Genomic DNA, 22,901 nt, shown 5'->3' with positions numbered 1-22,901 from the left:
CAGTCCTTAGCTAAATTACAGCAGTGACGGAATCCAGGTAGAGAGCGCTGGAAACGCCGCCAGCAACACAATCACCACCAGAAACGACACGTAGAACGGCAGCGATGCCACGATTGCCCGTTCATAAGGCACCTCGGCTATTCGCGCGGCGGTCATCAGTGTCATCCCCACTGGCGGTGTCACGTTGGAGATATTGAGCACCACGATCATAAGGATCGCGAAGTGGAGCGGGTCAAAGCCCAGCTGGATCATCGCTGGCACCAGCACCGGCGCAATGACCACCAACGCGGGCAGCACATCCATCACCGTGCCAATCAACAAGAGTAGCAGACACACCAGCATCAGCTGCACAAAGGCTGCATCGCTAAAGGTGGTGATCATGCTGGCCGCATCCCGGGCTATCCCTGAGCGGGTAACGAACCAGCCCAATACCGCCGAGGTTGCCAGGAGAAAAAATACCACGCCGGAAAAACGTACCGTGGTCACCAGCGCATCCCAGATTTTGCGCCAGGTAAGATTACGGTAGAACACCACGCCAATGACGATGGCGTAAACCGCCGCAAACCCCGAGGCTTCGGTAATCGTGGTGAGCCCCGAGAGTATCCCACCAAGAATAATCAGCGGCACTACCATGGCGGGCAGCGCGACTAGAAAGGCGACGATCGCCGCTTTGAAGGGTGTGGGTGCTTGCTTGGGATAGTTGCGTTTCCAGGCCAGAAAAAAGCTAACGCCCAGCAGCGCCAGCGCCATTAACAAGCCGGGGATAATACCGCCCGCGAACAGGTCAATTACCGAGATATCCCGCAGCAGAGTAGCGTAGACCACCATCACCACGCTGGGCGGAATAATCGGCCCAATGATTGAAGAGCAGGCGGTGACCGCGGCGGCGTACTCGGCGTCGTAGCCCTGCCTTTTCATTTCAGGGATCATGATTTTGCCAATCGCCACGGTGTCAGTGACCGCCGCGCCGGTGAGGCCGGCAAAGAACACCGAGACCGAGATATTCACATGGGAGAGGGAGCCGCGTACCCGGCCGAACAGCGCATTGTTAAACGCGATTAACTTTTGGGTCAATCCACCCTGGTTCATCAGCTCAGCGGTGAAAATAAAGTAGGGCACGGCGATCAGCAGAAACCCCGATACACCGGAGAACATGCGATCGGCAATGATGCCGAGCATACGCTCTCCCCCCATGGCAAACCCACCTGCCAGCCCTGACATGGCCATTACCACGGCTACCGGCGCGCCGATAAACAACAGCAGCACAAAAGCAATAATCGCAGGCGTCATGCTTGATGCTCCCGGTCATTGGTGTCGATGAGTTCGCCAATCACGTCCTGCTCATCAATAAAGTGTTCCAGCAGAGCAAAACCTTGCACAAGGTGTAGCAGCATCATGACGCCGCTGATGGGCACCACAATTGCGGTGAACTTACTAGGGATGCGGATTTGGTCGGAAACCATGTAGACCTGGGTGGCGCTGGTGAAATAGCCCCAGCCGTACCAGGTGAGCATTAGTGCAAACAGTCCGATGACCGCCAAACAGAGCCCAGCAGCCACTTGCACCATCACGCGGGGCAAACTGCGAACCAGCAGCGTCATAGCGACGTGCTCGCCATAGCGCAGCGAAATGGTCATGGAGAGAAAACCGATCCAGGGCAGAAACAGCCGCGCCAGCGAGTAAGTCCAGCTCAGCGTACTGCCTGTTATCAGTTTGTAGAGAAAGGCGGTAAAAGAAATTCCCAGCATCGCCAGGATACAGCCCACACACACCACGATGGCCACCTGATTGACCAAGTCGCTCAAGCGGCGCAAAGGAGTTAAAACATCCATGGCTTTTCCTCACGCTGGGGCATTGGTATAGCCCCAGCATTTATCTATCACTTACCGTTATCGACCCTGTTTTTTGACACCAGCTTTATTGGCCCTGGTTTTATTGGCCCTGCATTTATTGACCATAAGTGCGGTAGTCGTCTTCTGCCAGTTGCTGACCAACGCGCTCGACTTCGTCCAGCAATCCCTGTACGCGGGTTTCGTCCATGCCGAAGTCATCGACGATCCACTCTTGCCAGGCAGGGCGGGCAATTTCCGCCATCCGCTCACGCTCGGCGTCAGGCATCAGGTAGCACTCTTCAAAACGCTCGCAGGACTCCACCCAACTCGCGGTCGCCAGTGCGCCAGACATGCCGTGGCTCAGTTGAATCGCTTCCCGAGCGGAGCTGATCACCGCCTGCTGATGCTCTTCCGGCAGCGACTGGTACCACGACTCGCTGACCACCCAGGGCGCACTGTTGTACACATGTCCGGTGAGGGTGGTGTAGTCAGTGACTGCATCGAAGTTAAAGGTGGTGTTAAGCACAGGCGCATTGAACTGACCATCGGCAAGACCGGTTTCCAGCGCGGTGATCAGCTCGCCCCAAGGTAGCGGTGTAGCGGAGGCGCCCAGCGAGCGCATAATCGCCACGTGGGCAGGGTTCTCTTCGGTACGAATATTGAGCCCTTCCAAGTCTTCGACGGTCTCAATCAAGCGCACGTTATTGGTAAAGGCGACAAAACCGCCGCCATCGTCGAAGGTGCCCAAATAGCGCATATCGGCGGCGTCGACGGTGCCAGACATAAAGTCAGCAAACCATTCGCTATCAAAGAAGCTCCACGCCTGGCGCCAGTTGGTAAACAGGAACGGTGCTGTGACGGCCTGATAATCTTCGTAGAAGGAGGACATCGCCCCGGCGGACATAATCGTCGACTGCAGCGTTCGACCGCCCTGCACTTCCGAGCCGTTCTCCACCTCGGAACCTAACTGGCCACCGCCGAAGATAGTGACTTCCAAGTCGCCGTCGGTGCGTGCTTCCACCAGGTTTTTGAAGTGCACCAGCGCCGGATAGATCTCGTTATTGCTCATGTCTTCCGGCAGCTGCGTGGCGATCACCATTTCATAGGATTGTGCCTGGGCATTGGTGCTGGCGATGGCCAGCGGCAGTGCCGCCAGCGCGGCGATAAATACGGTTTTTTTAGCGTTCATAACACACCTCGTTTTGATTATTGGTCGGTCTTCGTTATGACTGGCGGTGCTACTCGGTAGCGATGTCGGTCTTGTTATGGTTGTGCGGGCAGTGACTCCCATACTTCTATCGCCGCCGCTAAGTCTTCAAGTGAAGCGCCTACTGATTTGAAAAGCGTGATCGCTTCCGGTTTAGAGCGGCCCGGCTTGGCCCTGGTGAGCACCTCGGCAAGCTCTGACTGGATCTGCTCGAACTGGAACTCACCTTCATCGATGGCTTGCAGAATATCGCCCGCTTCGCCTTTGGCACCGGCGTAGGTGTCCACAAACACCTCCGCGCGGCGTAGGCATAAGGCATCGGTTTCGCGCATCTGCGGACGAAAAGCACCGATCAAATCCAGGTGAGTGCCGGGTGTCAGCCACTCACCCTTTATTAGCGGCTGGGTGGAGAGCGTGACGCAGCTGATGATGTCCGCCTCGGCTACCGCATCTGCGAGCTCTTCCACCACCTGGGTCTCAAAGCGCTCGGCGTACTCATCGGCAATCGCCGCCGCTTTGCTGGGGTTACGCCCCCAAATTAGCACCCGTTTGATAGGTCGCACGCTGGCGTGGGCTTCGATCACCATGGGCGCCAGCTTGCCCGTGCCCACGACCAGCAGCGTTTCTGCGTTCTCATTCGCCAAGGCTTGGGCGGCCAGCGCGGAGGCTGCCGCCGTACGACGCCGGGTTAACTCGCTGCCATCGATACAGGCTAGCGGCTGGCCGTGCTTGCCCTCGCTGAGTAGGTATAGCCCGGAGATTGCTGGAATACCGTGGTCGGCGTTTTGCGGGAATACGTTGACCATTTTCACGCCGATATAGCCCGCCGCTTCCCAGGCGGGCATTAATAGCATGGTGGCTTCGCCATCCGGCCGGTGCATGGCGTGATGATGACGCGGCGGCGACTCCACGCCATTCACGAAGGTGGTGTGTAGCCGCTTGATCAAGCCCTCCCACGTCAGATGGCGAGCGACCTCTTGGGCAGAAACAACCCGCATATCAGGCCTCCAGCAGCGCGGCTACCACCATGATTTCCACTTTCCATTCGGGCTTGGCGAGCTGGGCTTCCAGCGCTGCACGTACGGGCGGGCGACCAGGTACGACCCAAGCGTCCCAAGCAGCGTTCATCTGGTCGAACTCCGCCATGCTGGTGACCCAGATTTGCGCTGAAATCAGATGCTCTTTCGAGGTGCCCGCTTGGGCTAGCAGTTGATCAATACGCGCCAGCACTTGCTCGGTTTGACCACGCATATCCGCCGTGGCATCTGCAGGCACTTGGCCTGCGAGGTAAACGGTGCCGTTGTGAACTGCCACTTGGCTCATGCGTGCATTGCTGTCTTGATAGGTAACGCCCATGGTGCTTCTCCTTGAAAAAAGCTTTTCTGATATAAGGCTTCTTCAAAGATTAAAGCGCACGGCAACAAATTACTTGCCCGACACTGAGGTAGATTTGCCCGTAAGTCATGCAGGCAGCTTTCAGGGAGAACCGAACGGGAGGGAGGGCACTAACGGTCTGTGGAAGGGGAGATCTCAAAGTAGCGCCGATAAGCGCGGGAGAAACTGCCCTGGTCGCGAAAGCCGACCAGCATAGCGATATGCCCCAAGCTGAGTGTGCTGTGGCGAACCAAGGTGCGGGCATGCTCTAAGCGCCTGCGCTGCACATAGGCCAGCGGCGTGACGCCGGTCAGCTCACGAAAACAGCTATGAAAATGACCTGGGCTCAAGGCACACAGCGCGGCGAGCTGCTCTACACGGATCTCGTCGGCCAGGTGTTGATCCAGCCAGGCATCCAAACGGGCTAGGTCTAGGCGTTCACTAATACAGTGCTGCCCCAGCTGTCCAGCGGCGGTGGGCGTCGCATCCTGCAAATACATATAAAGCGCGCGCAGCAGCAGAATCGCAATTTCATTCTGTAGCGCCGGGCACTGTTCAAGCTGATTGGCCAGGGCGTGAGTAAGCTGATTTAACGCCGGAGGCACGCTAAAAAAGCGCGGCTTATCGAACAGGCGCTCAATCTCGCTGCCTTTTTCAAGCGTGGCCAAGTGCGCAACCGGGATATCCAGCACCAAGGTACGGTTGCTGCCATCACCTTGAAACTCGTGATGACGCGACGAGGGAATCAGACAGCCACGGCGGGCGGTCACCCTTTCTCCGTGCCCTTCCATGGAGAGCTCTGTGACGCCACAGGTGGCCAAAATCAGCTGGTGAAAGTCGTGAGTATGGGCCACCTGCTCTTGGGCTAAGTTACGGCTATGCAGCTCAAAAAGGGCCATGGTGAAATACCATCTTTCATCGAATGCGAGTTATTCACTATAAAACGGCTAAGCAGCAAAAAGCGAGGGGGTAGCCAACTGTGGGCAAACGCTCTCCCGGAGTGGCGTCATGCGGATGAAAAGCTGTCATCTGCCAGTCATGGGCTCGGGTTAGGGTGGAAATAAGCGGCCATTAGAGTTCAAACAACATGCCACAGCGTCGACGCACTCCTCTAAGCGCTTCTCTCAGTGACCAGGAAGTCGCGGCTCTCACCCAGTTAGCCAACGGCAATGCGCTGCACCGGCAGCGTGAAGCTGACCGCCAGACGCGGCAGGCATCTGCGTTGGCGCTGCTTCACGCAACGGCGTCACCGGCTGAAGCGCAGCCGGGAAGCATGAAAATATTGATGATCTCGGATGTCTACTTCCCACGCGTCAACGGCGTGTCTACGTCTATCGCCAGCTTTCGTGGCGCCCTTGAACGCCTGGGCCACTCGGTCACGCTGATCTGCCCCGACTACCCGTTGGGCAAAGTGGACGAACCAGGCGTGATGCGCATCCGTTCGCGCCGGATACCCGGCGATCCGGAAGATCGTATGATGCGCTATCGTGATCTGCTCGCCCTGACACCGCAGCTTGCAGATGTGACGTTTGACCTTATTCATGTCCACACGCCCTTTACCGCCCACTATGCCGGTATTGCCCTGGGTCGTCGGCTCGGGCTTCCGGTGGTTGCGACCTACCACACCCTGTTTGAGGAGTATATTCACCACTATATCCACTGGCTTCCACGACGCTGGCTGCGCCTTGCCGCACGTCGGCTTTCGGTACACCAGTGCCAGCAGCTCGACGCCTTAGTAGCGCCCTCCCAAGCAATGCAGCAAGCGCTCACTCTTTACGGTGTAACCACGCCAACCAAGGTGATTCCCACCGGCCTTTCGCTGGAGTCGTTCTGCCAAACACAGGGAGCTCAGCATGACAACGACTTTCGATGCCACTACGGCCTGCCCCAGGAAGCGCGACTGCTGCTTTATGTAGGCCGCGCCGCATTTGAGAAGAACATAGACTTTCTGATCGACATGCTGCCTAAGGTATTAGCCGAACACCCCACCACCCGGCTGATTATTACCGGCGAAGGCCCGGCCCATGGCTCGCTTGTTCAGCGCGCCCAGGAAGTGGGTGTGGCAGACGCAGTGCTGTTTCTCGGTTATCTCGACCGCCACGGCCCACTGCAAGCCGCCTACCGCGCCGCCGACGTTTTTGTGTTTGCATCGCGCACGGAAACTCAGGGACTGGTACTGCTGGAAGCAATGGCACTCGGCACGCCGGTGGTCTCCACCGCCATGATGGGTACGTTGGATGTATTGAAAGAAGGAGCAGGCTGCCTGATCGCCGAGGAGAATCATGACGACTTCGCCGCTAAGGTCAGTCGTCTACTCAGCGATGAGACCCTGCGTCAACAGCTCGCCGAACGCGCCCAAACCTACGCTGCTAGCTGGCACGAAGACGTCAAAAGCGCGGAACTCGTGAGGCTTTATCGAAGGCTTGCGGCTGAGCGTTTGGCTGATGCGAGGAAGTAAGTGCCGGAATCGCCGTTGACACTTTGTGGACACATTCAGACATTTCGGAGTGAAAAGCACAAATGACAGACACAAAAAAAGGCGCCTAAGCGCCTGATTTTAAATTTGGTGCCGGTAGCCAGACTCGAACTGGCACACCCGTAAAGGCGGCGGATTTTGAATCCGCTGCGTCTACCAATTCCGCCATACCGGCAATGCGTGCGTAGTATACGTAATTTTCTAGTTAGGTCAATCACATTGACTGACTTTATCCAGCCAAAGCGCTATCCTATGCCGCCTGTTTGATCAACGCTAAGAGTTATACGCCATGCAGCGCGCGGATTTTCATTACGAGCTACCCGACGAATTAATTGCTCGCTACCCTTCTGAGCAGCGTAGCGACTGCCGTTTGCTGTGCGTGGATGGCCAGAGCGGTGCGCTGGAACACCGCCGTTTTCCTGATTTGCTTGAGCTTCTGGAGCCCGGCGACCTGCTGGTGTTTAACGACACCCGAGTGATTCCGGCGCGCCTGCATGGCCATAAGGCCAGCGGCGGTAAGGTGGAGATGCTGCTGGAGCGCCCGCTGGATGCCCACCGTGGCTTGGCGCATATTCGCTCAAGTAAATCGCCGAAACCCGGTACCGAGCTGATTTTCGAAGGCGATGTTCATGCCATTGTGGAAGGCCGCCGCGACGCGCTGTTCGAGCTGCGTTTTCTAGGCGATACGCCGCTGATTGCGCTGCTGGAAAAGCACGGCCATATGCCGCTGCCGCCCTATATTACCCGGGAAGATGAGCTCAGTGACCGTGAGCGCTACCAGACCGTGTACGCTCGGCGTGATGGTGCCGTCGCTGCGCCGACCGCAGGATTGCATTTTGATCAGCCGCTGCTGGATGCCCTGGCGGATAAAGGTATTAACCGCGCCTTTGTTACCCTGCATGTGGGCGCGGGCACCTTTCAGCCGGTGCGGGTGGACAATATTCTTGAACACCATATGCACAGCGAGTGGATCGAGGTTAGCGAAGAGACCTGCCAGCAAGTGCGCGAGACCCTGGCAGCAGGTAAGCGCGTAGTGGCGGTCGGCACCACCAGCGTGCGCTGCCTGGAAAGCGCCTGCATGAAAAGCAGCGATGGGCAGATCGCGCCCTATAGTGGTGACACCGACATTTTTATCTACCCCGGTTACCAGTGGCGCTGTGTGGATGCTTTAATTACCAATTTCCATTTGCCTGAATCGACGCTGCTGATGCTGGTCTCCGCCTTTGTGGGCTATGACACCACCATGCACGCCTACCAACGGGCAGTGGCCGAGCGCTATGCATTTTTTAGCTATGGCGATGCCATGCTGCTGACCCGCTAGCGGCCGACCCAACCCTGCCCCGTCGCGCCAAACGAACGAGATTAACGAGTTAATTTATATGCGAAACGAATGCTTTATGCGCTTTGAGCGCCTGGCCGACGATGGCCGCGCCCGCCGTGGCCGCCTCCACTTCCCCCGCGGCACAGTAGAGACCCCAGCGTTTATGCCGGTGGGCACCTACGGCACGGTCAAAGGCATGACGCCAGATTCCGTCAAAGAGATCGGCGCTGAAATCATCCTGGGCAACACTTTTCACCTATGGTTACGCCCCGGCACAGAGGTCATCGAAGCCCACGGTGATCTCCATGACTTTGCCCAGTGGGATAAACCCATTCTCACCGACTCCGGCGGCTTCCAGGTCTTTTCGCTAGGCGAGACGCGCAAGATTACCGAGCAGGGCGTGCATTTCCGCTCGCCGGTGGATGGCAGCAAAGTCTTTATGGGGCCGGAAGAGTCCATGGCGGTTCAGCGCTCGCTGGGCTCCGATGTGGTAATGATCTTTGACGAGTGCACGCCCTACCCGGCCACCTTTGAGGAAGCCGAGAAATCCATGGAGCTATCGCTGCGCTGGGCCAAACGTTCGCGGGACGCCCACGGCGATTCGCCTTCTGCGCTGTTCGGTATCATTCAGGGCGGCATGCACCCAGAGCTGCGCGAGCGCTCGCTTAAAGGGCTGCTGGAGATCGGCTTTGATGGTTTGGCGATTGGCGGCCTCTCGGTGGGCGAGCCTAAAGAAGAGATGATCAAGGTGCTCGACTACCTGCCCACCTGGATGCCTGATGAGAAGCCGCGCTACTTAATGGGCGTCGGCAAACCTGAAGACCTGGTGGAAGGCGTGCGCCGGGGTGTGGATATGTTCGATTGCGTAATGCCCACGCGCAACGCCCGCAACGGCCACCTGTTCACCTCGGAAGGCACGGTCAAAATTCGTAACGCCAAGCACCGTTTTGACACCCGTCCGCTTGATGAAGAGTGCGATTGCCATACCTGCCAGAATTTCTCGCGGGGCTATTTGCACCATTTGGATCGCTGTAATGAAATGCTCGGTTCGATGCTCAATACCATCCACAACTTACGCTACTACCAGCGTGTAATGGCTGATTTGCGCGCGGCAATTGAAGCGGGTACATTGACGACCTTTGTGGAAGGCTTCTATGCACGGCGCGGCTTACCAGTGCCTCCGCTAAGCCAGCCCTGACGAATTAATCGCCACGCGCCTTGGCGGGTGGTTTAAACTGTTTGGCCATGTTTAAAAAAACCAAGCAACTAAAAACCTAAGCTTTTCTAACTCAGGAGTTCTCTGCAATGCTGGATTTCTTCATCTCACCAGCTCATGCCCAAGAAGCCGCTGCTGGCGGTGGTATTGCGCAAATCGTCATGCTGGTCGGCTTCGTGCTGATTTTCTATTTCCTGTTGTGGCGCCCCCAGGCCAAGCGTGCGAAGCAGCACAAACAGCTGGTGTCGAACTTGGATAAAGGCGACGAAATCGTCATTGGCGGCGGTTTGGTGGGTCGTATCACTAAGGTGAGCGACGAATTCCTCACCATCGAGATCTCTGAAGGCACCGAAGTTAACGTGCAGAAGAACGCCGTTGCCGCCGTACTGCCTAAAGGCACCATCAAGTCCATCTAAGCCGTGTAACGCCCCCTGCCGATTAAGTGCCAGCCACCCCGGCAGGGGTGACATGGTATGAATGATGGTGAACTTTGCTGTGCACGGCTTGTCCGTGCACAGCATTCCGTTTGTAATTGAAGGCAGGGCTTGCATGCTCAACCGTTACCCCCTGTGGAAGTATCTACTGATACTGGTCGTCCTGGTGGTTGGCCTTATCTACTCGCTTCCCAATCTATTCCCCGAAGACCCCGCCATCCAAATCAGCAGCGCCCAAGGCGACTCGCTGGATGCGCGCCAGATAGACCGCGTTGAAACCGCGCTTAGCGAAAACGACATTGAGATCAAAGGCCTGGAAGAAGAGAACGGGCAGTGGCTCATTCGTTTGCGCCATGACGATGATCAACTCAACGCGCGCGACATTGTCTCTGACCTGTTAGGCGATGATGCAACGGTAGCGCTGAACCTCGCCGAAGCCACCCCCGAATGGCTTCAGGCATTCTCCGCCTCGCCCATGACACTGGGCCTTGATTTACGCGGCGGTGTGCACTTCCTGCTCGAAGTGGATATGGATGCCGCGCTTACCCAGCGCCTGGAGGTTAACGCCAGCGCCATGCGTGAGCTGCTACGCAGTGAGCGTATTCGCTATCGCAATACCGATGTCGAAGAGCGCACGCTGTCGATCGATTTTGCCAGCAGCGAAGACCGCGATACAGCGAGGCGCCTGATCAGCCGTGATTTCCCTGACTTTGAATACAGCAGCGAAGGCGATGGTCGTTCCTCGACGCTCGTCATGACGCTTAGCGATCAATCGGTCAGCGAAATTCAGGATTACGCGATCAACCAGAACTTGACCACCCTGCGCAACCGGGTCAACGAGCTGGGGGTTGCGGAGCCCATGGTGCAGCGCCAAGGCCCCAACCAAATCGTTGTAGAACTGCCCGGTGTTCAAGACACGGTGGCGGCCAAGCGCATTGTCGGTGCGACGGCCAACCTGGAATTCCGCTTGGAAGCGCGCAACAATACACCGGATAACGAAACCGAAACGTTTAACTTCCGTAACGACCCTGCGCGCTCAGCAGAGCTAATGCGCGATGTGATTATTACCGGCGATAGCGTTTCCAGCGCCAGCAACAGCTTCGATGAAAATGGCCGCCCCCAGGTCAACATCAACCTGGATGGCACCGGTGGCACGCTGATGAATCGCGCCACGCGCACCAATATCGGTCGCAATATGGCGGTGCTGTTCATTGAGCATAAGAGTGAAGACACCGTCGTGGTCGACCCGGAAACGGGCGAAGAGAGCATTGAGCGCGAGCCCTATGTTGAGCGTGGCCTGATTAGCCTGGCGACGATTCAGAGTGCCCTGGGCAACAGCTTCCGGATCACCGGGTTAGACTCGCCAACGGAAGCTGCGGAACTGGCCTTGCTGCTGCGCTCTGGCTCCCTGGCAGCCCCCATCTACTTTGTGCAAGAGCGTACGATCGGGCCAAGCCTGGGCGCTGAAAATATCGAGCGTGGACTGCTTTCAGTGCAGATTGGTCTGCTCCTGGTCGTGCTGTTTATGCTGGTGCGCTACAAGGTTTTTGGTGTGTTTGCCAACATCGCCCTGGCACTGAACTTAACGCTGCTGGTCGCGGTGATGTCGATGCTGGGCGCCACGCTAACGCTGCCGGGCATTGCCGGTATCGTGCTGACACTGGGCATGGCAGTAGATGCTAACGTACTGATTTTTGAGCGAATACGCGAAGAGCTGCGTAACGGTATGTCCGTTCAGCAGGCCATCCAAGCTGGCTACGAACGTGCCTTTTCATCAATCGTCGACGCTAACATCACTACGCTGCTGGTAGCCGTTATCCTGTTTTCAATTGGTACCGGCCCCGTCAAAGGGTTTGCGGTTACGCTCTCTATCGGCATTTTGACGTCGCTGTTCACCGCTCTAATGGTGACCCGCGCCATGGTCAACTTGGTTTATGGCAGCAAACCCGTCAAAAAGCTGTGGATTTAGTCCACGTGCTTAGCCCAGAACTTAAGAGGTGGTAATGAAACCCCTATCACATCTGCAAATCGACTTTATGGGGCGGCGCAAGTTTGCGTACATCGTCTCGGCTGCCATGTTAATCGCGTCGATTGCTGCCATCATTATTCTACAGCTCAACTTCGGGCTGGACTTTACCGGCGGCACGCTAATTGAGGTGCGCTACGGCGCAGCCCCTTCATTAGACGCCATCCGGGTACTGCTTGAAGATAGCGGCTTCCAAGATGTCTCAGTGCAAACCTTTGGAGCCTCAACTGAAGTACTGATTCGCCTCCAGCAGGCGTTTGATGCCGACGTAGGCGGTGAGGTCGTTAATCTGCTGCGCTCCAGTGGCGATAGCGTGGATCTTGTGCGCTCTGAATTTGTTGGCTCCCAGGTGGGTGACCAACTGCGCGACCAGAGTGGGCTGGGTATGCTGGTCGCCCTCGGCGTGGTAATGCTCTACGTCGCCTTCCGCTTTCAGTACAAGTTTGCGATCGGCGCCCTGCTGGCGCTACTGCACGATGTAGTGATTGTGGTCGGCGTTTTTGCGCTGTTTCAGCTCGATTTCGACCTTACCGTGTTGGCGGCGATCCTGGCGGTTATCGGCTACTCGTTGAACGATACCATCGTGGTTTACGATCGCGTCCGCGAAGCCATCCGCACCTCGCGGATCGACGACATGCCGCAGATCTTCAATGAGGCGATTAACGCCACGCTCTCGCGCACACTGGCAACCTCGGGCACCACCGTACTGGTGCTGCTCGCGCTGCTACTGTTGGGCGGGGATATGATCGAGAACTTCGCCATTGCGCTACTGGTCGGTATCGTGGTGGGTACGTTCTCATCGATCTATATTGCTGCGGCGCTACTGCTACCGCTCAAACTGTCGCGGGAAGATTTGATTCCCACCAAGAAAGAGCTCGACGAGGAAGAGGAAGAGCTGCCTTAACGGCACCTCTCCCGACTGCTCTAATCTAGCCTATAAAAACGCCCCTGCTGGGAAACCCAGCAGGGGCGTTTTTTTCATCTTTGACGCTTTTGATTTAAAACTGCCGCCCCTAAAGGCTTACTCTTTTAAAGGCTTACGTTTTTAAAACTTAGCCGCGCTGACTAGAAGTGCGGCGTTAGCTGCTTGATCAGCGCCTTGTAGAGGCGCGGTCCAGCGGCCATTAGCTGCCCTTCCACTTTCACCGTGGGCTGGCCGTCCGGCGTTCCCATTAAGGCGCCTGCCTCTTTCAGGAACAGCGTGCCGACCAACATATCCTGCTCTTCCAAGCCAAGCACAAAAGCACTATCCACCCGTCCGGTGGCCAGCTCACACAAATCCAGCAGCCCACAGCCCGTGGCCAGCAGATTTTCTATCTGCGGGGCAAGCTGCTGTGAAACGGTTAAATAGGCAGGTAAATTACGCGGGCGCAGCCAAACTTCCGGCAGGCTCATGGCCATGCGCGTACCGCTGATGGCGGTCGGCTTGCTAACGCGCATGCGCTTGTCGTTGTGCTGGGCGCCGCGACCGCGGCTGGCGATATACTCATCGTCGGCGAACGGGCAGATAATCACTGCGTGCTCGGGACGACCTTTGATAAGACACACCACTGAGAGTGCAAAGCCCTTACCGGCAACGGCTAAATTGGAGTAGCCGTGCATTGGTTCAATTTTCCAGACGATATCTGCGCCTTCGCCTTCGCCCGCGCGATGCGGGGTGAAGCGGCCGGTAACACCGTGCTGGGGATAACCGCGCTCCAACTGCTGAACAATCGTCGCTTCGGCCTTGCGCGCCGTCTCGTCGAGTAGGCGGTCAAGGTTAAATTCATCGTGCGCGTTTTCAATACGTTCGCGTACGCGTAGGAAGTGTTCAACGGCGCCGCGTGCAGCACGCAACGTAAATTGGACCATCGGATTCATGATCGGGCCTTGTGACAGTGATGTTAAAGAACGTGATGCTAAGCATAGAGCATAAGTAGGCGCAGGGGCCGCCTTTGGCGCGCAATTCTAGCAGACCGCTCTCGGGCATGCCATCGACTCATGCTAGACTGCGAGCTTTACGCGATAATAATCACCTTATTTATTCACCGAGCCTTATCATGCTTGAGCGCATTCGCATTGTTCTTATCGGCACCAGCCATCCCGGCAACATCGGCGGCGTCGCCCGCGCCATGCACAATATGGGGTTGGCCGATTTGGCCCTGGTCGCTCCTCGCTGTGAAGTGATCACCCAGGACAGTATTTCTCGTGCTTCCGGTGCGGATCACCTGCTGCACCAAGCCAGGGTTCACGCCACGCTGGAAGAAGCGGTTGCTGATTGCACCCTGGCCGTGGGTGCCAGCGCTCGCTCGCGCACCCTGCCCTGGCCAATGCTGTCGCCCAGAGAGTTAGCTGACCGCCTGCCTACCGAGTGCCAGGCTACTGATGCTCGTGTGGCACTGGTGTTTGGCCGCGAAGACAGCGGCCTGACCAACGCCGAGCTACAGCGCTGTCACGCCCATGTGCATATACCCACCAATGCCGACTTTAGCTCGCTCAATCTGGCTGCCGCGGTGCAAGTACTCGCCTATGAGTGTCGCATGGCCTGGTTAAATCAAGCAGATGACCAAGCGGATGCGCCTGCAACAGTGCCCAGCGATAGCGATGACTTGGCCACCCACGCAGAGCTTGAGCGCTACTTTGAACACTTGGAGCGCACGCTGATTGGCATCGATTTTCACGACCCGGATCAGCCACGGCAGCTAATGGCGAGACTGCGCCGCCTCTACCTGCGTGCACGCCCGGAGCGTATGGAGATGAATATTCTGCGTGGGATTCTGTCGGCCACCGAGAAGGCGGCGAACATCAAGCCACCCAAGCCGTAAACAGTGAGAGCCGCAGCGTTAAACTTGAAGTTGACGCTGCGTGCCCCAACTTCGCTACTCTTAACGTGATTCCACTATTGATACTCCAAGCACCCATGGTGATATTTCAATAGCCAGACGCCGCCCTTTAACGCCAAGGAACACCTCATGTTTCAACGTCTACGTGAAGACATCAACAGCGTATTTGACCGCGACCCGGCCGCACGTAACTTTCTTGAGGTGCTGACCAATTACCCGGGCCTGCACGCCCTATTGCTGCATCGCTGCGGCCACTGGCTGTGGAAAAAGAACCTCAAGTGGCTGGCACGGACGCTATCGACATTTTCACGCTGGCTCACCGGTATTGAAATTCACCCAGGCGCCACGATTGGTCGGCGGTTTTTTATTGATCACGGCATGGGCGTGGTGATTGGCGAAACAGCATTAGTGGGCGATAACGTTACGCTCTATCAAGGGGTCACCCTGGGCGGCACCAGCTGGAACAAAGGCAAGCGCCACCCCACTCTGGGAGATGGTGTGATTGTAGGGGCGGGGGCCAAAATACTGGGACCCTTTACGGTCGGTGCCGGGGCAAAAATTGGCTCTAATGCCGTGGTCACCAAGGAAGTACCGCCGGGCGCCACGGTGGTGGGCATACCCGGCAAAATCGTTAAACGCGCCGACCCCGATGTAGAAGAGGCGCTGGATGTGGATCCGGCACGCCGCGAAGCGATCTGCCAGAAGTTTGGCTTTGATGCCTACGGCGTCAGCCAGGACATGCCCGACCCGGTGGCCCGCTCCATGCAGGCGATGCTCGACCATATGCACGCCGTGGATGAGCGTATCGAGCGCATGTGCTCGACTCTGCGCAAGCTGGATGACAACTACCGCGACGGCCAGCTACCGGCGCTACGTGATGAAGATTTTGCCGACATCCTGGACGAAAGCGATACCGGCTGCTCTGGTCTTGGCAAGCAATCGGCAGAAACGTCGGCCAGTGAGCAAGAAACGCTGCCGCCGCGTAATGGTTGACCAAAGCACTCAGGTTTTCCCATAATGGCAGCACATTTGCCGTTAGTGCGCTGAGCATTCAGCGTCGAGGGGCTTGCCATGCGCTTGACCACCAAAGGCCGTTACGCCGTTACTGCCATGCTCGATTTAGCCTTGCATGCCCACAACGGCCCGACCAGCTTAAGCGATATCTCCCAGCGCCAGGAGATATCGCTCTCCTATTTAGAGCAGCTTTTTGCTCGCCTGCGTCGAGCAGGCTTGGTCAATAGCGTGCGCGGCCCAGGTGGCGGCTACCTGCTTTCACAGCCGGCGGAAGCGATTAGTGTTTCAAAGGTGATTGATGCGGTAAACGAAAGCGTCGATGCCACCCGTTGCCAGGGGCTTTCCGACTGCCAGCAGGGAGACACCTGCTTGACCCACCATTTGTGGTGTGAGCTCTCCGTGCAGATACGCCATTTCCTTGACGATATGACCTTTGCACAACTGATGCTACGCCCTGATGTCATACGTATTGCGTCGCGACAAAAACAGCGTGCTGAGGCAGGTATTCTCGCCTCTTCACCCTGACACTACAGTACAGACCCGATTACCCAAAACGATCAACCGCTGGAACGTAACGATGACCACACCCACGCTGCCCATTTACCTGGATTACGCCGCCACCGCGCCGGCGGATGCCCGCGTGGTTGAGGTTATGCAACGCTACCTAACGGTTGACCAGCTATTTGCCAACCCGGCTTCGCGCAGCCATATGTTAGGCTGGCAGGCAGAGCAGGTGATTGAGCAGGCGCGCCGCCAGGTGGCCGACGCCATTGGCGCCGACCCGAGAGAGATCGTCTGGACCAGCGGCGCAACCGAAGCAGACAACCTGGCGCTGATTGGCTTTATGCGAGCTAACCGCGAGCGCGGCCTGCACTTAGTCACCTCGACCATTGAGCACAAAGCGGTGATGGATACTGCCCATGCGCTGGAAAAAGAGGGCTTTGAGGTCACTTGGCTAACGCCGGGCCGGGATGGCTGTATTCAACCCGAACAGTTGCGCGCCGCGATGCGCGATGACACCGCGCTGGTCTCGCTGATGGCGGTAAACAACGAGCTGGGCAGCATTAACGATATTGCCGCTCTGTCGGCAGTTGCCCACGAGTTTGGCGCAGCGTTTCATACCGATGCCGCCCAGGCGGTTGGCCGAATCCCTCTGGACGTGGTCGCCCAGCAGATTGACCTGATGTCGCTGTCTGGGCATAAGACCTACGGCCCCAAAGGCGTTGGGGCGCTGTATGTGAAACGCCACCCGGATATTCGCGTTGAGGCGCTGATACATGGCGGTGGCCATGAACGCGGTATGCGTTCCGGCACCCTGCCGACACACCAAATTGCCGGCATGGGTGAAGCCTTTGCGCTGATGCAGCAGCAGTACGACGATGACAACGCCCATATTACGCACTTGCAACAGCGCTTTCTGGACGGCTTGGAAGGCGTCGAGGGCATTTTTGCCAATACCCCACTCGACCGCGCTATTCCCAACATTCTCAACCTGGCGTTTGAAGGCGTTGATGGCGAGTCGCTGCTAATGGCGCTGCGCGATGTTGCGGTTTCGACCGGTTCGGCGTGCAACTCGGCCAGCGTCGACCCATCCTACGTGCTGCTCGGCATCGGCACGCCGCGCGCGCTGGCACTCTCATCGCTGCGCTTTAGCTTCGGGCGCTTTACCACTGAAGCCGACATTGACCATGCGCTAACACTCATACGCCATGCGGTGAGCGGTTTACGTACACCGCCCCGTCAAGCGGCTGACTAGCTGACTATTTTAAGGAGGACGCCTCATGGCAACACTCAATATTACCCCGGCTGCCGCACAACAGATTCGCCATGTGCTCGACGAGCGCGGCCAAGGCCTTGGCCTACGTGTCTCGGTCAAGCCAAGCGGCTGCTCTGGCTATAGCTATGTGCTTGATTTTGCCGACGCCGTCAACGATGACGAAGTCCATTTTGAAGCCCATGGTGCCAGCGTTTATGTCGCCCCCGATGCGGTGGAGATGCTCAACGGCAGCGAAGTGGACTATGTTAGCGAAGGGCTAAACCGCTTTTTCCGCTTCAACAACCCCAACGTCAAAGATGAGTGCGGCTGCGGTGAAAGCTTTACCGTCTGAGCTTTGCCCCGCCAGCTTCATCGCCGGTATTCATCACGCGGCTTAAGCGCTATAATCGCGGCCCTGGATACACAGGCTCCGGTAGGCGGGTTACACCCGCATGCTTTTTCAATGCATTACTGCTTAAAAACGCTAGCTGCCGAAGCGCTATTAACTGACTCATTTCTGGGCCGCCCTGGCCTTCTAGGGCGGCACTTTTTGCTTAAGCCTTTTTCAAGGAGACCATTTACATGGCTACTGAACGTACTCTTTCTATTATCAAGCCTGACGCCGTTGCCAAAAATGCCATCGGTGAGATCATTGCCCGCTTTGAAAAAGCTGGTCTAAACGTCGTCGCAGCCAAAATGGTTCATCTCTCCGAAGAGAAGGCTGGCGGTTTCTACGCCGAGCACAAAGAGCGTCCGTTCTTTAAAGATCTGGTTGGCTTCATGACCTCTGGCCCGGTGGTTGTTCAAGTGCTTGAAGGTGAAAGCGCTATCGCTAAAAACCGCGATCTGATGGGAGCCACCAACCCGAAAGAAGCAGCACCAGGCACTATTCGTGCTGACTTTGCGGAAACAATCGACGCCAACGCTGTCCATGGTTCTGATTCTCCAGAAAGCGCTGAGCGCGAAATTAGCTACTTCTTTGGCAACGACGAAATCTGCCCGCGCTAAGCCTTTAAGGTAGCGCCGCCGAATCAACTTTCGTTGCCGGCCATTTTGCGGGGGCTAGTCCCCCGCCCCTTTCTATAACGCTGACCGCCATGACCACCACTGTAGCCCAACATACGCCCGCCCCACCGACTGACGCCAATAGCTCAGATGCCGCCAGCACGCCTGCTGCAAACGCGACCCCGGAGCGCCAAAACCTGCTTGGGATGTCTCGCGAGCAGATGGAAGCCTTCTTTCTCTCGATTGGCGAAAAGAAGTTCCGTGCTGCGCAGCTAATGAAGTGGATTCACCAGGAAGGCAGCGATGACTTTGCTGCCATGACGAATCTCTCCAAAGCGCTGCGTGAAAAACTGGCCAGGTTGGCAGAGATACGTGGCCCTGGGGTTGTCTATGAAGGCACCTCCAGCGACGGCACCCGTAAGTGGGTGTTGGAAGTGGAGGACGGCAGCTATGTAGAAACGGTGCTGATCCCAGCGGAGAACGGTAAACGTCGCACGCTATGCGTCTCATCCCAGGTCGGTTGCTCGCTGGACTGCAGCTTCTGCTCTACCGGCAAACAGGGCTTTCAGCGCAACTTAACCGCTGCTGAAATTATCGGTCAGGTCTGGGTGGCTCAGCGCAGCGTTGGCCCGCGTCGGGATACGGCAAACCGTCCGGTGACCAACGTGGTAATGATGGGCATGGGTGAACCGCTGCTCAACTTCGATAACGTTGTGCCCGCCATGAAGCTGATGCTCGATGACAACGGCTACGGCCTGTCCAAGCGCCGCGTCACGCTGTCGACCTCTGGCGTGGTGCCGATGATCGATAAACTCGGTGACGAAATGGACGTTAGCTTGGCGATTTCGCTGCATGCGTCGACTGACGAATTACGCAACGAGCTGGTGCCCATTAACCGCAAGTACAATATTCGCGCATTGCTGGATGCTTGCCACCGCTATCTTTCCAAATGCCCGGATAACCGTCAGATCACCATTGAGTACACGCTGATTAAAGACGTCAATGATCAGCAGGAGCACGCCGAGCAGCTTGCCGCGCTGCTGAAAGAGCTACCGTGTAAGGTCAATCTGATTCCATTTAACCCGTTTCCCAACTCTGGATACGAAAAACCGTCGCGCAATCAGGTGATGCGCTTCCAGCAGTGGTTATATGATTTAGGCTACAACGCGACGGTAAGAACGACCCGAGGTGAAGATATTGATGCCGCTTGCGGTCAGTTGGTTGGTCGCGTGAAAGATCGCACCAAACGCAGCGCACGCTATATCCAGTCAGTGCAGCTTGATGCGGACTAGGGTAAAGGGTAGAAAACCGGGCTTGTCTTGACTTCCGCTTGGCACGGCGCTTTGATGGTCACGGTTTTTATTTAGATGAGCACTGCTGTTTGTTTGTATTGCCTTACGAGCCGTTGGACGTTCACCACACGAGGATTTACATGATCGCTCACCGCAGGCGCCAATACCCATCACGGGTGCCCATGCTTACCGTGCTTATCGGTAGCTTGTGGCTAGCCGGCTGTGCCTCGTCCAACAACCTTACACCGCAAGCCAACCCCGCGGCGGCAGAGGCCTATACCCAGCTTGGCGTTGCCTATTTAGAGCGCGATAATCTTCCCCGCGCTCTCAACGCACTGGATCGAGCGCTTGAAATTGCCCCACGCCATGCCGAAGCACTGCAGGCACTGGCCCTGGTTTACCAGCGCCAGGGTGAAAGCGCACTTGCCAACGACTATTTTCAACAGGCGGTGAACGCCGAACCTGACTTCACTCGCGCCCGTAACAACTATGCGGCGTTCTTGTACGGTCAGGGCCAGTTCAATGCCGCCTGTGAGCAGTTAGAAACCGCATCACAGGATGCCCAGTACGCCAACCGTGCCCAACTATTTACTAACCTCGGGCAGTGCTACCTGGCGCTGGAAGAATATGACAAAGCGCGTGCTCGACTGGAGCGCGCGCAAAGTATTGATCCGCGTAACTCACGCGGCTATTTAATGTTAGCTGAACTCGAATATTCGCAGGGCAATTACTCTCAGGCCTGGGCACCGCTGCAAACCTATTTACAGCTTGCCGAGCCCGACCAAGCAGCGCTAAGAATGGCGGTTGATATCGCTCATTCACGCGGCGAGCATAGCGTCGCCGCCGAATACCAGCGCCTGCTTGGCAACGACTGACTGATAGACGCCCTGATCACCGCTTATTTAATGAAGGATGCTCAGCCATGAGCGATACACAGTCACAAGAAAACGTCATTGATAGCCCAAGCACTCACGGCACACCCAATAGCGCCTCTCCTGGTGAACTACTTGCACGTCAGCGCGAGCAACTTGGCATTCCGCTGACCGACGCGGCACGGGCGCTCAACTTGCGCCCCGCCGTGGTGGCAGGGCTTGAGCAGGACGACTACCAAGAGATTCCTGTCGCTACTTATCGCCGCGGCTACCTGCGCTCTTACGCCAAATACCTGGGCATGGATGACCGACTGGTGCTTGAGGCTTATCAAGCCCGTAGCGGCGGCACCGACACCGAACGCAAAGTAACCCCCGTCTCTACGGCGAGGCCACCCTCCCGCATTGGCGCCTGGCTGTTTAAGCTGGTGACCCTGCTGGTCATTGTGGGGCTTATCGCTGTCACCGTTATGTGGTGGCAGAGCCGGGGGGGTAACGAGCCGCCGGGCTTTGGCTCCACTACCCCGGAAGAGACCGCTACTGCACCGGCAGAACCTGCCAGTGAAGCAGCTGAAACAGAAGAGAGCGCCGGTTCAAGCTTCACCAGTGGCGACGAAAGCGCGACGACGCTGCCCAGTAATGCCACCAGCGTCACGCCGTCACCGACGGCTGAGCAAGATCAAGCTCCCAGTGCGCAGGATGACGCTGATGCCATTGCAGGGCTCGACGAGTCCATTCTGGATAGCGACAGCGGCGCTGGCGCCGAAAGCGATGAACTGAGCAGCACTGGCCAGAGTGAAGGTGAGCAGAGCGCTACCGAGCAGGACAGCGCCGAGGATGAGCAAACCGCTGCCGCCGAGCAAACCGCCAATGCCAACGTTCTTGAGCTAACGTTTAACGAGCAGTCGTGGACGGAAATTTTTGATGCCACCAACCAGCGCGTTTTCGTTGGCCTACAAACGCCTGGCACCTCGACAACCGTCGAAGGTGAGCCCCCGTTTCGCTTAACCGTAGGTAATGCCACCGGCGTTGAGCTGCGCTACCAGGGCGAGGAAGTTGACCTTCCCGCCCGCGCAGGCGCCAACAATGTTGCCCGATTCACCTTGGGAGAGTGACCCGTCTTATGCACGCCCCTTCTCCGATAAAACGCCGCCATTCCCGCCAAATTCAGGTTGGAAACGTTGCGGTGGGCGGTGATGCCCCCATTGCCGTCCAAAGCATGACCAATACCAACACACTGGATGTCGCCGCGACCGTGGCCCAGATCCAGCAGTTGGAAAACGCCGGTGCGGATATCGTGCGCGTCTCAGTGCCCGATATGGATGCCGCCGAAACCTTTGGTCAGATCAAAAAGCTGGTCAATGTACCGCTCGTTGCCGATATCCATTTTGATTACAAAATTGCCCTACGGGTCGCAGAACTCGGCGTCGACTGCCTGCGCATCAACCCCGGCAATATTGGCCGTGAAGACCGGGTACGCGCAGTAGTTAGCGCCGCCCGCGACCATGGCATTCCGATCCGGATCGGCGTCAACGCAGGGTCGTTGGAAAAAGACCTGCAGAAGAAGTATGGCGAGCCTACCCCAGCGGCGCTGGTGGAGTCCGCCATGCGCCATATTGATTACCTGGATCGCCTGGATTTCCCTGACTTCAAAGTCAGCGTTAAGGCCTCGGATGTGTTTATGGCGGTGGCCGCCTATCGTGACCTTGCCTCACGCATCGAACAACCGCTGCACTTAGGTATTACCGAAGCCGGGGGCCTGCGCTCGGGAACAGTTAAGTCATCGATTGGCCTGGGCATGCTGCTGATGGATGGCATCGGCGACACGATCCGTGTCTCGCTGGCGGCAGACCCGGTGGAAGAGATCAAGGTCGGCTTTGATATGCTGCGCAGCCTCAAGCTGCGCTCTAAAGGCATCAACTTTATCGCCTGCCCCAGCTGCTCGCGGCAGAATTTTGACGTTATCAGCACCATGAACCAGCTCGAAGAGCGGTTGGAAGACGTAATGACGCCGCTCAACGTCTCGGTGATCGGCTGCGTGGTCAATGGCCCCGGCGAAGCCAAAGAGACCGATATCGGCCTGACCGGCGGCAGCCCCGCCAACCTGGTGTATATCGACGGCAAGCCCGCCAGCAAACTGCGCAACGACCACTTGGTAGATGATCTTGAAAAGTTGATTCGCGAAAAAGTGCGCGAAAAACAGCAGCAGCAAGACGCGATGATTGCCCGCAGCGTTTAACCGCTGGGGCTGGCTGTC

General features: G+C 57.2%; 23 protein-coding genes and 1 tRNA gene. 16 read left to right on the top strand and 8 right to left on the bottom strand.

Annotation, left to right across the window (positions count from 1 at the left end):
- Nucleotides 1–15: 15 nt before the first annotated feature.
- The 6 genes from ACFIOZ_RS03335 to ACFIOZ_RS03310 all read right to left on the bottom strand — a co-directional run bounded on the left by ACFIOZ_RS03335 (nucleotide 16) and on the right by ACFIOZ_RS03310 (nucleotide 5,312).
- Complete coding sequence (locus ACFIOZ_RS03335; protein WP_386082281.1) at nucleotides 16–1,290, bottom strand: TRAP transporter large permease; 1,275 nt, start codon at nucleotides 1,288–1,290, stop codon at nucleotides 16–18.
- Complete coding sequence (locus tag ACFIOZ_RS03330; protein ID WP_386082279.1) at nucleotides 1,287–1,832, bottom strand: TRAP transporter small permease; 546 nt, start codon at nucleotides 1,830–1,832, stop codon at nucleotides 1,287–1,289. The genes ACFIOZ_RS03335 and ACFIOZ_RS03330 overlap by 4 nt, the downstream gene beginning before the upstream one ends.
- A gap of 115 nt (nucleotides 1,833–1,947) precedes the next feature.
- Nucleotides 1,948–3,021 (bottom strand): TRAP transporter substrate-binding protein DctP, encoded by a 1,074-nt coding sequence (gene dctP, locus ACFIOZ_RS03325; RefSeq protein ID WP_386082278.1) that lies wholly within the window; start codon nucleotides 3,019–3,021, stop codon nucleotides 1,948–1,950.
- Between the two features lie 74 nt (nucleotides 3,022–3,095).
- A complete protein-coding gene (locus tag ACFIOZ_RS03320) occupies nucleotides 3,096–4,037 on the bottom strand; it encodes an ornithine cyclodeaminase family protein (protein ID WP_386082277.1) in 942 nt (313 codons plus the stop codon).
- Between the two features lies 1 nt (nucleotide 4,038).
- Nucleotides 4,039–4,395, bottom strand: coding sequence for a RidA family protein (locus tag ACFIOZ_RS03315; RefSeq protein WP_386082276.1), 357 nt, complete (start codon nucleotides 4,393–4,395; stop codon nucleotides 4,039–4,041).
- A 149-nt stretch (nucleotides 4,396–4,544) separates the two neighbouring features.
- Entirely contained in the window at nucleotides 4,545–5,312 is a 768-nt protein-coding gene (locus ACFIOZ_RS03310) for a helix-turn-helix transcriptional regulator (protein WP_386082274.1), read from the bottom strand.
- A gap of 188 nt (nucleotides 5,313–5,500) precedes the next feature.
- Between ACFIOZ_RS03310 and ACFIOZ_RS03305 the strand changes: the two genes are divergently transcribed.
- Nucleotides 5,501–6,871: a glycosyltransferase gene (locus tag ACFIOZ_RS03305; RefSeq protein ID WP_386082272.1), complete on the top strand. Its 1,371-nt coding sequence runs from the start codon at nucleotides 5,501–5,503 to the stop codon at nucleotides 6,869–6,871.
- A gap of 106 nt (nucleotides 6,872–6,977) precedes the next feature.
- On the opposite strand, the gene ACFIOZ_RS03300 is transcribed toward ACFIOZ_RS03305, so the two are convergent.
- Nucleotides 6,978–7,064: transfer RNA gene (locus ACFIOZ_RS03300), tRNA-Leu, on the bottom strand.
- Nucleotides 7,065–7,178: 114 nt separating this feature from the next.
- On the opposite strand from ACFIOZ_RS03300, the gene queA reads away from it, so the two are divergent.
- The 5 genes from queA to secF all read left to right on the top strand — a co-directional run bounded on the left by queA (nucleotide 7,179) and on the right by secF (nucleotide 12,790).
- On the top strand, nucleotides 7,179–8,210 hold the full coding sequence (gene queA, locus ACFIOZ_RS03295; protein WP_386082270.1) for a tRNA preQ1(34) S-adenosylmethionine ribosyltransferase-isomerase QueA: 1,032 nt from the start codon (nucleotides 7,179–7,181) through the stop codon (nucleotides 8,208–8,210).
- 58 nt (nucleotides 8,211–8,268) lie between these two features.
- Complete coding sequence (tgt, locus tag ACFIOZ_RS03290; protein ID WP_170938552.1) at nucleotides 8,269–9,408, top strand: tRNA guanosine(34) transglycosylase Tgt; 1,140 nt, start codon at nucleotides 8,269–8,271, stop codon at nucleotides 9,406–9,408.
- Between the two features lie 107 nt (nucleotides 9,409–9,515).
- Entirely contained in the window at nucleotides 9,516–9,842 is a 327-nt protein-coding gene (gene yajC, locus ACFIOZ_RS03285) for a preprotein translocase subunit YajC (protein WP_071695382.1), read from the top strand.
- 133 nt (nucleotides 9,843–9,975) lie between these two features.
- Nucleotides 9,976–11,829 (top strand): protein translocase subunit SecD, encoded by a 1,854-nt coding sequence (gene secD, locus ACFIOZ_RS03280; protein WP_386082267.1) that lies wholly within the window; start codon nucleotides 9,976–9,978, stop codon nucleotides 11,827–11,829.
- A gap of 34 nt (nucleotides 11,830–11,863) precedes the next feature.
- Entirely contained in the window at nucleotides 11,864–12,790 is a 927-nt protein-coding gene (gene secF / locus ACFIOZ_RS03275; RefSeq protein ID WP_211595753.1) for a protein translocase subunit SecF, read from the top strand.
- 161 nt (nucleotides 12,791–12,951) lie between these two features.
- Here secF and ACFIOZ_RS03270 read toward each other — a convergent pair whose 3' ends face one another.
- Nucleotides 12,952–13,746, bottom strand: coding sequence for an inositol monophosphatase family protein (locus tag ACFIOZ_RS03270; protein ID WP_280105683.1), 795 nt, complete (start codon nucleotides 13,744–13,746; stop codon nucleotides 12,952–12,954).
- Between the two features lie 179 nt (nucleotides 13,747–13,925).
- Between ACFIOZ_RS03270 and ACFIOZ_RS03265 the strand changes: the two genes are divergently transcribed.
- The 10 genes from ACFIOZ_RS03265 to ispG all read left to right on the top strand — a co-directional run bounded on the left by ACFIOZ_RS03265 (nucleotide 13,926) and on the right by ispG (nucleotide 22,883).
- Nucleotides 13,926–14,690, top strand: coding sequence for an RNA methyltransferase (locus tag ACFIOZ_RS03265; protein WP_386082265.1), 765 nt, complete (start codon nucleotides 13,926–13,928; stop codon nucleotides 14,688–14,690).
- Between the two features lie 147 nt (nucleotides 14,691–14,837).
- Nucleotides 14,838–15,701, top strand: coding sequence for a serine O-acetyltransferase (gene cysE / locus ACFIOZ_RS03260; RefSeq protein WP_386082263.1), 864 nt, complete (start codon nucleotides 14,838–14,840; stop codon nucleotides 15,699–15,701).
- A 78-nt stretch (nucleotides 15,702–15,779) separates the two neighbouring features.
- Nucleotides 15,780–16,247 carry a Fe-S cluster assembly transcriptional regulator IscR gene (gene iscR / locus ACFIOZ_RS03255; protein WP_386082262.1) on the top strand — a complete coding sequence of 156 codons (468 nt, stop codon included), beginning with the start codon at nucleotides 15,780–15,782 and terminating at the stop codon, nucleotides 16,245–16,247.
- A 52-nt stretch (nucleotides 16,248–16,299) separates the two neighbouring features.
- Nucleotides 16,300–17,478, top strand: coding sequence for an aminotransferase class V-fold PLP-dependent enzyme (locus tag ACFIOZ_RS03250; protein ID WP_386082260.1), 1,179 nt, complete (start codon nucleotides 16,300–16,302; stop codon nucleotides 17,476–17,478).
- A gap of 25 nt (nucleotides 17,479–17,503) precedes the next feature.
- Nucleotides 17,504–17,830 carry a HesB/IscA family protein gene (locus tag ACFIOZ_RS03245; protein ID WP_386082257.1) on the top strand — a complete coding sequence of 109 codons (327 nt, stop codon included), beginning with the start codon at nucleotides 17,504–17,506 and terminating at the stop codon, nucleotides 17,828–17,830.
- Nucleotides 17,831–18,060: 230 nt separating this feature from the next.
- Nucleotides 18,061–18,486: a nucleoside-diphosphate kinase gene (gene ndk, locus ACFIOZ_RS03240; protein WP_386082255.1), complete on the top strand. Its 426-nt coding sequence runs from the start codon at nucleotides 18,061–18,063 to the stop codon at nucleotides 18,484–18,486.
- A gap of 89 nt (nucleotides 18,487–18,575) precedes the next feature.
- A complete protein-coding gene (rlmN, locus tag ACFIOZ_RS03235) occupies nucleotides 18,576–19,775 on the top strand; it encodes a 23S rRNA (adenine(2503)-C(2))-methyltransferase RlmN (RefSeq protein ID WP_386082254.1) in 1,200 nt (399 codons plus the stop codon).
- A 140-nt stretch (nucleotides 19,776–19,915) separates the two neighbouring features.
- Nucleotides 19,916–20,650, top strand: a complete 735-nt coding sequence (gene pilW / locus ACFIOZ_RS03230; protein WP_386082253.1) for a type IV pilus biogenesis/stability protein PilW — start codon at nucleotides 19,916–19,918, stop codon at nucleotides 20,648–20,650.
- A gap of 47 nt (nucleotides 20,651–20,697) precedes the next feature.
- Entirely contained in the window at nucleotides 20,698–21,759 is a 1,062-nt protein-coding gene (locus ACFIOZ_RS03225; protein WP_386082252.1) for a RodZ domain-containing protein, read from the top strand.
- A gap of 8 nt (nucleotides 21,760–21,767) precedes the next feature.
- A complete protein-coding gene (ispG, locus tag ACFIOZ_RS03220; RefSeq protein WP_386082250.1) occupies nucleotides 21,768–22,883 on the top strand; it encodes a flavodoxin-dependent (E)-4-hydroxy-3-methylbut-2-enyl-diphosphate synthase in 1,116 nt (371 codons plus the stop codon).
- Nucleotides 22,884–22,901 lie beyond the last annotated feature (18 nt).

Source organism: Vreelandella sp. F11 (assembly GCF_042466685.1).
Classification (GTDB): Bacteria; Pseudomonadota; Gammaproteobacteria; order Pseudomonadales; family Halomonadaceae; genus Vreelandella.
The sequence above is the reverse complement of the archived record's forward strand: the minus strand, read 5'-3'. Positions and strand labels throughout refer to the sequence as shown.

What these genes read in the sequence shown, in the direction of transcription:
- ACFIOZ_RS03270 (WP_280105683.1), bottom strand. Translation starts at nt 13,746, where the DNA reads ATGAATCCGATGGTCCAATTTACGTTGCGTGCTGCACGCGGCGCCGTT.
- queA (WP_386082270.1), top strand. Translation starts at nt 7,179, where the DNA reads ATGCAGCGCGCGGATTTTCATTACGAGCTACCCGACGAATTAATTGCT.
- tgt (WP_170938552.1), top strand. Translation starts at nt 8,269, where the DNA reads ATGCGAAACGAATGCTTTATGCGCTTTGAGCGCCTGGCCGACGATGGC.
- ACFIOZ_RS03315 (WP_386082276.1), bottom strand. Translation starts at nt 4,395, where the DNA reads ATGGGCGTTACCTATCAAGACAGCAATGCACGCATGAGCCAAGTGGCA.
- ACFIOZ_RS03330 (WP_386082279.1), bottom strand. Translation starts at nt 1,832, where the DNA reads ATGGATGTTTTAACTCCTTTGCGCCGCTTGAGCGACTTGGTCAATCAG.
- cysE (WP_386082263.1), top strand. Translation starts at nt 14,838, where the DNA reads ATGTTTCAACGTCTACGTGAAGACATCAACAGCGTATTTGACCGCGAC.
- ACFIOZ_RS03265 (WP_386082265.1), top strand. Translation starts at nt 13,926, where the DNA reads ATGCTTGAGCGCATTCGCATTGTTCTTATCGGCACCAGCCATCCCGGC.
- ndk (WP_386082255.1), top strand. Translation starts at nt 18,061, where the DNA reads ATGGCTACTGAACGTACTCTTTCTATTATCAAGCCTGACGCCGTTGCC.
- secD (WP_386082267.1), top strand. Translation starts at nt 9,976, where the DNA reads ATGCTCAACCGTTACCCCCTGTGGAAGTATCTACTGATACTGGTCGTC.
- dctP (WP_386082278.1), bottom strand. Translation starts at nt 3,021, where the DNA reads ATGAACGCTAAAAAAACCGTATTTATCGCCGCGCTGGCGGCACTGCCG.
- ACFIOZ_RS03245 (WP_386082257.1), top strand. Translation starts at nt 17,504, where the DNA reads ATGGCAACACTCAATATTACCCCGGCTGCCGCACAACAGATTCGCCAT.
- rlmN (WP_386082254.1), top strand. Translation starts at nt 18,576, where the DNA reads ATGACCACCACTGTAGCCCAACATACGCCCGCCCCACCGACTGACGCC.
- ACFIOZ_RS03310 (WP_386082274.1), bottom strand. Translation starts at nt 5,312, where the DNA reads ATGGCCCTTTTTGAGCTGCATAGCCGTAACTTAGCCCAAGAGCAGGTG.
- yajC (WP_071695382.1), top strand. Translation starts at nt 9,516, where the DNA reads ATGCTGGATTTCTTCATCTCACCAGCTCATGCCCAAGAAGCCGCTGCT.
- ACFIOZ_RS03305 (WP_386082272.1), top strand. Translation starts at nt 5,501, where the DNA reads ATGCCACAGCGTCGACGCACTCCTCTAAGCGCTTCTCTCAGTGACCAG.
- pilW (WP_386082253.1), top strand. Translation starts at nt 19,916, where the DNA reads ATGATCGCTCACCGCAGGCGCCAATACCCATCACGGGTGCCCATGCTT.
- ispG (WP_386082250.1), top strand. Translation starts at nt 21,768, where the DNA reads ATGCACGCCCCTTCTCCGATAAAACGCCGCCATTCCCGCCAAATTCAG.
- ACFIOZ_RS03250 (WP_386082260.1), top strand. Translation starts at nt 16,300, where the DNA reads ATGACCACACCCACGCTGCCCATTTACCTGGATTACGCCGCCACCGCG.
- ACFIOZ_RS03320 (WP_386082277.1), bottom strand. Translation starts at nt 4,037, where the DNA reads ATGCGGGTTGTTTCTGCCCAAGAGGTCGCTCGCCATCTGACGTGGGAG.
- ACFIOZ_RS03225 (WP_386082252.1), top strand. Translation starts at nt 20,698, where the DNA reads ATGAGCGATACACAGTCACAAGAAAACGTCATTGATAGCCCAAGCACT.
- iscR (WP_386082262.1), top strand. Translation starts at nt 15,780, where the DNA reads ATGCGCTTGACCACCAAAGGCCGTTACGCCGTTACTGCCATGCTCGAT.
- ACFIOZ_RS03335 (WP_386082281.1), bottom strand. Translation starts at nt 1,290, where the DNA reads ATGACGCCTGCGATTATTGCTTTTGTGCTGCTGTTGTTTATCGGCGCG.
- secF (WP_211595753.1), top strand. Translation starts at nt 11,864, where the DNA reads ATGAAACCCCTATCACATCTGCAAATCGACTTTATGGGGCGGCGCAAG.